The organism is Amycolatopsis sp. NPDC059657, from assembly GCF_042734395.1.
Classification (GTDB): Bacteria; Actinomycetota; Actinomycetes; order Mycobacteriales; family Pseudonocardiaceae; genus Amycolatopsis.
On sequence record NZ_JBHWEB010000230.1, the window covers coordinates 1 to 6,508 of the forward strand.

5 protein-coding genes are annotated in these 6,508 nt (G+C 64.3%); 2 read left to right on the forward strand and 3 right to left on the reverse strand.

Features of this window, described 5'->3' with window-relative positions; genetic code table 11:
• Positions 1-796: 796 nt before the first annotated feature.
• Positions 797-2,098: a histidine--tRNA ligase gene (gene hisS, locus ACFV15_RS47520; protein WP_378360056.1), complete on the reverse strand. Its 1,302-nt coding sequence runs from the start codon at positions 2,096-2,098 to the stop codon at positions 797-799.
• Positions 2,099-3,258: 1,160 nt separating this feature from the next.
• Here hisS and ACFV15_RS47525 point away from each other — a divergent pair.
• Both ACFV15_RS47525 and ACFV15_RS47530 read left to right on the forward strand, forming a co-directional pair.
• A complete protein-coding gene (locus ACFV15_RS47525) occupies positions 3,259-3,666 on the forward strand; it encodes a hypothetical protein (RefSeq protein WP_378360058.1) in 408 nt (135 codons plus the stop codon).
• Positions 3,667-3,872: 206 nt separating this feature from the next.
• Positions 3,873-4,901, forward strand: coding sequence for an IS630 family transposase (locus ACFV15_RS47530; protein ID WP_378360059.1), 1,029 nt, complete (start codon positions 3,873-3,875; stop codon positions 4,899-4,901).
• A gap of 214 nt (positions 4,902-5,115) precedes the next feature.
• Here the strand turns inward: ACFV15_RS47530 and ACFV15_RS47535 are convergent, their stop codons facing one another.
• Both ACFV15_RS47535 and ACFV15_RS47540 read right to left on the reverse strand, forming a co-directional pair.
• On the reverse strand, positions 5,116-5,676 hold the full coding sequence (locus ACFV15_RS47535; RefSeq protein WP_378360061.1) for a hypothetical protein: 561 nt from the start codon (positions 5,674-5,676) through the stop codon (positions 5,116-5,118).
• A complete protein-coding gene (locus tag ACFV15_RS47540) occupies positions 5,673-6,407 on the reverse strand; it encodes a hypothetical protein (RefSeq protein ID WP_378360062.1) in 735 nt (244 codons plus the stop codon). The genes ACFV15_RS47535 and ACFV15_RS47540 overlap by 4 nt, the downstream gene beginning before the upstream one ends.
• Positions 6,408-6,508 lie beyond the last annotated feature (101 nt).

Here is a 6,508-nt window from a genome sequence, read left to right on the forward strand (position 1 = left end):
CTACCGGAGACCTCACCTGCTTAGGCCATCGACACGCCCGACAGCGCCAACTCCCAGCTCAACTTGCACGAGACGACTTCGATACAGGCCCTAGGCTGCTCAGCAGGAAATAGCGAGGCGGGGCCCTGGCGCCCCCGTACCTCGACCCGAACTCCATGAGCCCGATCAGTCCAGTGCGGTTCCCGGCAGAGGCCGGACCCCACTGGCAGCCCGGCGAATTAAGACGGTCCGGGAAGTGCCAGGCGTGTCCGCCATTAGAGGATGGGGAGGGCTATGGACGAGCTGTCCGTGGTGCGTTTCGTCGCCGGGATGCTCATGATTTGCGGCATCGTGGCGTGCGGAGTGATGCTCGCTCTGAGAGCAGGCCCAGTCTGCCGGCGCCTGCCAGGGCGGACATGGACAGCGGCCATGGCCGCCGCGTTCGTGGCGTACGTGGCGTACGTGCTGTCGCACTTCGGAGGCGTCAGCGCGTTCAGCGTTCTCCTCGCCAGTGGATCAGTTCTCGTCGTGGTGGCCTGCGCGACGAGGCCGCAGGTACGCGTCCGGCGCGTTATCGACCCGCGCCTGCGCAGAGCAGACACCAGAAAGACGAGTCATGAACATCGCCGTTGGGCGACGTTCCCCCAGGCGCGGGCGACTTCTCCGGTGGGCGGCTTGCTGATTCACATCTGCTCCGGGGCCTGGATCTGTGTTCCCAGGCCCCGGACAGCGCACGCTCAGCCGACGACTGTACCGCGGATGGTTGGTCAATGGAACCGAGTAGGTCAGCACCGCGGTTGTACGGCGCTGTCGATCGCTAGGGCTGCTCGATCCGGCGGGACATCTGCTCCGCAACTTCGCCGATCGCGATGCGGATCTGCTCACCGGACTCCATGTCGCGAACGGTGACCTCGCCCTCGCTCTGCTCCTGAGGGCCGTAGAGCACCACCCACCGGGCATGTTGTTCGTTCGCCCACTTGAGCTGCTTGGCCAGCTTTCCCGAGCTACCGAGGTAGATTCCGGTGCGCAGACCACGGCGGCGAAGCTGACTCGCCAGACGCATGATCTCGTCCTGAGCGCCGAGCACGGTCAGTGCCACGTCGAGCCCACGGTGCTGCTGGTGCCCCGATTCCTGGATCGCCAGGATGCGTTCAACACCAATCGAGCCACCGCACGCGGGCATGTCGGGTCCGCCGAGCTGGGCAACCAGGCCGTCGTACCGCCCGCCGGAGGCGATGGAGCCGGGATAGCCTGGGGCTTCGACTTCGAAGATCGCGCCGGTGTAGTAGTCCAGGCCCCGCACCATGCGGGGGTTGAACCGCGCCCGGCCAGCCGGCAAATCGTCGGCCATCCTCAGCAGATCATCAACTTGAGCGATCCCCGCCTTGCCCTGTTCCGTGGTGTCGAGGCGCGCGCGAACACGATCGGTGTCGGCGGCGAGCACATCCGCTACGAGCGATTCGGCGATCGCACTGCTCACGCCGCGGTCGGCAAGCTCAGCGGCGACGGCATCCGGTGAGGCCTTGTCCAGTTTGTCCAGTGTGCCGAGAACACGGCCGCCGTGGTCAGCCGGGATCTCGTATGCCTCCAGCAGGCCGTAGAGGGCTTGCCGTGAGTTGAGCTGGAACTGGAAGTCCTCGATGCCGAGCGCTTCCAGGCCCTCGTTGATCGCGAACAGGATCTCCGCGTCCGCCAGGATCGAGGAGGCGCCGGCGGTGTCGATGTCGCACTGCACAAACTCGCGGAAACGGCCGCGAGCGGGCCGGTCGGCGCGCCAGACCGGGCCGATCGTGTACCGCTTGTACGGGGTAGGCAGCTTGCCGCCGTGGGTGCCGATGACGCGGACGAACGGCACGGTGTGGTCATAGCGCAGGGCCAGGTCCGCTTCACCGGAGGCCTCGTGCACGCCGCGCTTGAGGATCTTGAAGATCAGCGCCGCGGCTTCGTCGCCGAGCTTGCCGGCGAAGGTCTCCAGCCGCTCGAAGGCCGGTGTCTCCAGCGGGTCGAATCCGTAATGCTCGAAGACCTGGGCCAGCCGGTCGAACGCGGCCTTGCGGCGGCGTACCTCGTCCGCGAACAAGTCGCGGGTGCCGGAGGGTGCCTCGGCGGCCTTAGCCATGAGTAATCGTCCTTCATCGTTCGGTAACAGCCGTGGACGGCTTGTGCCTCATTCTCGCTGACCAGCAGCGTCGCCCTCCACGCGGGCCATCCGGCTTTCGAATGGGCATCCCGGCTGGTCAGCGCACGCCACAGGACGCGAAGAAGGAACCGCCCCGACTATGCGCAACCAGAGCCTCGTCCGGTCCAGGCGTGGCTAGAAGTCAGGTCGGACGACTCCACGGCCGAATAGAGGAGTTGAGCCATCGGCCGCCGAGGCCGTGGCACTGCTCCGATTTGGGACTACCGCCGAACATTCGCAGGGAGGGGCGGCCGAAAACCAAGCATCACCATGCCGCCACTTAGCATCAGAGTGCTTCCAATGCCACCCGAAATTCGGGTAGCGTAACCGGATTTTGTGCTGAACGGGAGCTTAAACCCGCTTTAGGCTGAACCCGTCGCGACTTCAAACGAGCGGCCCGGCGAGACCCGCCCGGGCGCTCACCCCGGCCTTGAGCGCTCAAGGCCACACGATGAGCACCAAAATTTGGAGTCCACGATGCCGCAGAAGCGGACTCGACGCATCCGGCGCGCCCGCTCCCAGGAGGCGAGGGCGAGGAACTGGGTAGTGACTGCTACCCCGATGGCTGAACTGGATCGAGTGCGAATTCACCGCGGTCCGCTACTTCACCCTCGACGGCAGCGACTATCCCAGCCACGCAGCTCAGGAATCCGCCATCGCAGGTTACCTCCGCTGGCGCAACCGCCACTACCACCCGAAGCGTCACTTCGCGGTCAACTCCAAGACCCGTCGCCCGGATTACCTACCCAACGTTGCTTGATGAGGCGCTAGAACACGTCCACGGAGTGAAACTCGGACGAGGGCCTAGTACGGCAGCAGCACTTCCAGTTGGTCATGAGGCGGCTGCCCTCATGACCAGCGGGCTCCCGCCATACGCCCTCACCAGCCAAGATCACCCAAGTGCGGCTGCCGTACTTGGACGGGATGAGCGGGCTTATGTGACCTTGCCGAACATGTTCTCCACTCGCCGGCGGCGTGCGCGAAACAGGGAAACTGTTCCACACCGTGCGGAACACCTTTGACTTTGAGGTATTTGTGACGTTTTGTGGCATGGGAACACGAAAGTTGAAAGTTCTTCATCAAGTCCTACAAGGATTGAGGTGCGCGAGATGCGTGCGTATATCTCGGCGCGTTTGGCTGTAGCGGCAACCGTCGCGGCGGTGGCGGCGACAGTGCCGGTCGTGACGGCGGTACCCGCCTCGGCGGCGACCGAGCACTTCGTCCGGTTCAGCAACAAGAGCCTCGACGTCTACCGATGGTGCGTCCGGGCACTCGACGCCCAGAGCAACGTACTGAAGGGCGACTGCGACAAGGTCGGTCTCCGCCAGAAGTCGACATTTTATGTGCCCACGAACGCGACCAAGATCATGTACGAATACGTCGACAACACCGTGGGCGGCGGTAAAGGCGGCCCGTACACGGTGGACAACAACAAGAACTGGTGCTTTCGCGTGTCCTTTAGTGGCTCTTTCCACGAGGCCACGGAACAACCCTGCACGTTGAAGTGAAATCGGGGCCGCACCGACTGCCCAACCTTTAGCAGACACGCCTTAAGGACTTTTGACCAGGATCTAGTGCCTCATCAAGAAACGTTGACGTTGTCATCGCGTCGCGTGGACATCCGGGCCGATGATCGCGAGGCTGGCTGTGGAGGTGAGGCTGGTGGCACGTCAACCGGAGGTGGTCGCTGGAACCCGAGGAAGCCCAGCGGCTGGTGAAGATCACAAGATCGGCGAAGGACCGGGTACGGCTGAGGCGATCTGGGATTGTCCTGGCCTCGGTGCAAGGCCGGTCCGCGCGGGAGATCGCCGCGATGTACGCCGCGACCGAAGGCTATGTGCGCGAGGTGATCCACGCGTTCAACGAGTCCGGCTTCGCGGCCTTGTCCCCAAAATGGAGGGACGGCCGACCAGCTAAGTTCCGATCGGCCGCCCGTGATCAGATCTGCCGCATCGCCGCCTGCACACCCGCCGAGCTGGGGTTGCCGTTCACGACCTGGAGCCTGGCCAAGCTCGTCAACTACCTCGCCGAACACGCCTGGATCAAAGCCAGCACCGAAACCGTCCGGCAGATCCTGCGCAAGGCAGGCGTACCCTGGCAGGCGACGAAGACCTGGAAAGCCAGCAAGGACCCCGACTTCGTGGCCAAGAAGGCCCGCATCCTCGACCTCTACGGTCACCCGCCCGCTGACGGGCGAGTGATCTGTGTCGACGAGTTCGGGCCACTGAACCTGCAACCCCGACCAGGCCGCGGCTGGTTCCCCCGCGGCCGACCAGCGAGGCAGCGCGCGACCTACACCCGCACCGGCGGGGGCCGGCACATGTTCGCCGCCCTCGACCTCGCATCCGGGCAGATATTCTACCGGTTCCGCGACCGCAAGCGCTGGCAGGAGTTCCTCGACTTCTGCAAGCAACTCCGCCGCCGCTTCCCCAGCGAGAAGCTCTACCTGGTCTGCGACAACTACGGACCACACGGCAAAGCCGAGGTCAGGAACTGGTGCGCTGATCACGACATTGAGCTGGTCTACACGCCCACCAACGCGTCCTGGCTGAACTGGATCGAGTGCGAATTCACCGCGGTCCGCTACTTCACCCTCGACGGCAGCGACTATCCCAGCCACGCAGCTCAGGAATCCGCCATCGCAGGTTACCTCCGCTGGCGCAACCGCCACTACCACCCGAAGCGTCACTTCGCGGTCAACTCCAAGATCCGTCGCCCGGATTACCTACCCAACGTTGCTTGATGAGGCACTAGGAACACGGCCAGCAACAGCTCAATCACGACAACCACTTCCGAGCAGGTAGTCACATTCCGGCGAGTCGGCCGGACGGCCCACAGCGTACCGCCCCATGCCCATGCCCCAGCGCTGGTCGGCGCCGTCGCAGTACAGCCCGTATCGGACTCCGAAGTCGTCTTGCCACACGCGGCCCAACTTCGTCCAGGGCGTGGTCGAGCCTCTAGTCACGGTCTAACATTCGTGCAGCAATCGTTGCGTCAGTACTGATCCACGGACCGCTGCGCGCACATACGACCGGTTCGTTCTCTCCCAGGCGCTTGGCTGCTGCTGCGTGTTCGAGGATGCGTAACCCGTGATGGCGCTCTTTCGCGTTCGCTCGTTCTCCGTAAACACGCATGTGGGCAAGTACGTCGCGATCCAGCGGGCGAGCGGTTGTGCAGGCCCACCATCGTCCCGCTCGAACCCAGTCCTGTTCTTGCGGCACCGCTGACGTCGGATCGGGGCCTGGCGGTGGTCCGTGCAGTTCGTGGAGCAGGGCTTGGCACATGGCGTTGACCCAGCGTTTGCGTAGTTCTGGTGTCGTCGCTTCTTCTTGTGCGGCGCTGACCACGTCAGCGAGTGCGACAATACCTCGGTCCGGAATGGTGATGCTGCTGATCGCCGGCGGGTGCATTTTCGGTAGCCAGTCCAGGACATCGAGCGCGGCGAGGCCGCTGGCGTGGACGCGAAGCGGTTGAGTGCCGGTGGCGGGCAAGGCGGTGATGGTGACGATGTAGGTCATGGTGTTGTCCTTCCATCTTCTGGCTGTGCATCAGCGTCCGCAGAAGCGGAGGAGCTGGCTGCGCTCGCACCGGCGGTAGCGACGGTGCTGCTCGGTTCGGTTTGTTCTTGCTTGGCACGCCATTCCAGCGTGTAGCGGTCGGTTTTTGTTGGGGTTGGGGCGTTTCGGTGTTGTTGGGTGAGGCAGTGGGTATGTGTCCATTCGGTGGCCATGCGGACGGCGAACGCGGGGCGGTAACGGTCGTGCCAGTGCTGTGCGTCGCGAGCAGTAGCTTTGGGACCCAGGTGGGCGGCACGCCAGGTGTAGGTGAGGGTCGCGACCTCGGCGACGAGGCCGGGGTGTTCAAGCCAGCAGTCCGGGATCGCGTTCGCGCGAGTACCCGGATAGCCGACGTAAGTGCTGTTGTAGTACTCGACAAAGTGCACGAGGGTGAACAGCGGACTCTCTGGACTGTCCGGGTCGTCTTCGGCGGCCGCAGGCGGTTCGAAGGGCAACCACGGCGGCAGAGTGGCGGCGGTGTCCTCTGCGCGACTTTCGAGCTCCTTGACCTTGTCGGCGAGCCACTTCAGTTTCGCGTTGAGGGCTTTGACCTGATTCCACGTGGCCGCGGTCATCGCGTCGAGCTGGGCGCGCGAACGCCCGCTGGCCACTGGGGCTGGAGTGTTCCCGGAGTCCTGCTCGTCCTGCTGCGCGGCCGGTTCAGGCGGAAGCGGAATCTCGTCGTCGGTCACGGCTGACCTAGGGCCTGTATCGAAGTCGGTTAGAGCCATTCGTTGATTGCGGCGATGTGCACGGTGGCCTCGTAGCGGACGGCGAGCTTGTCGTAGCGGGT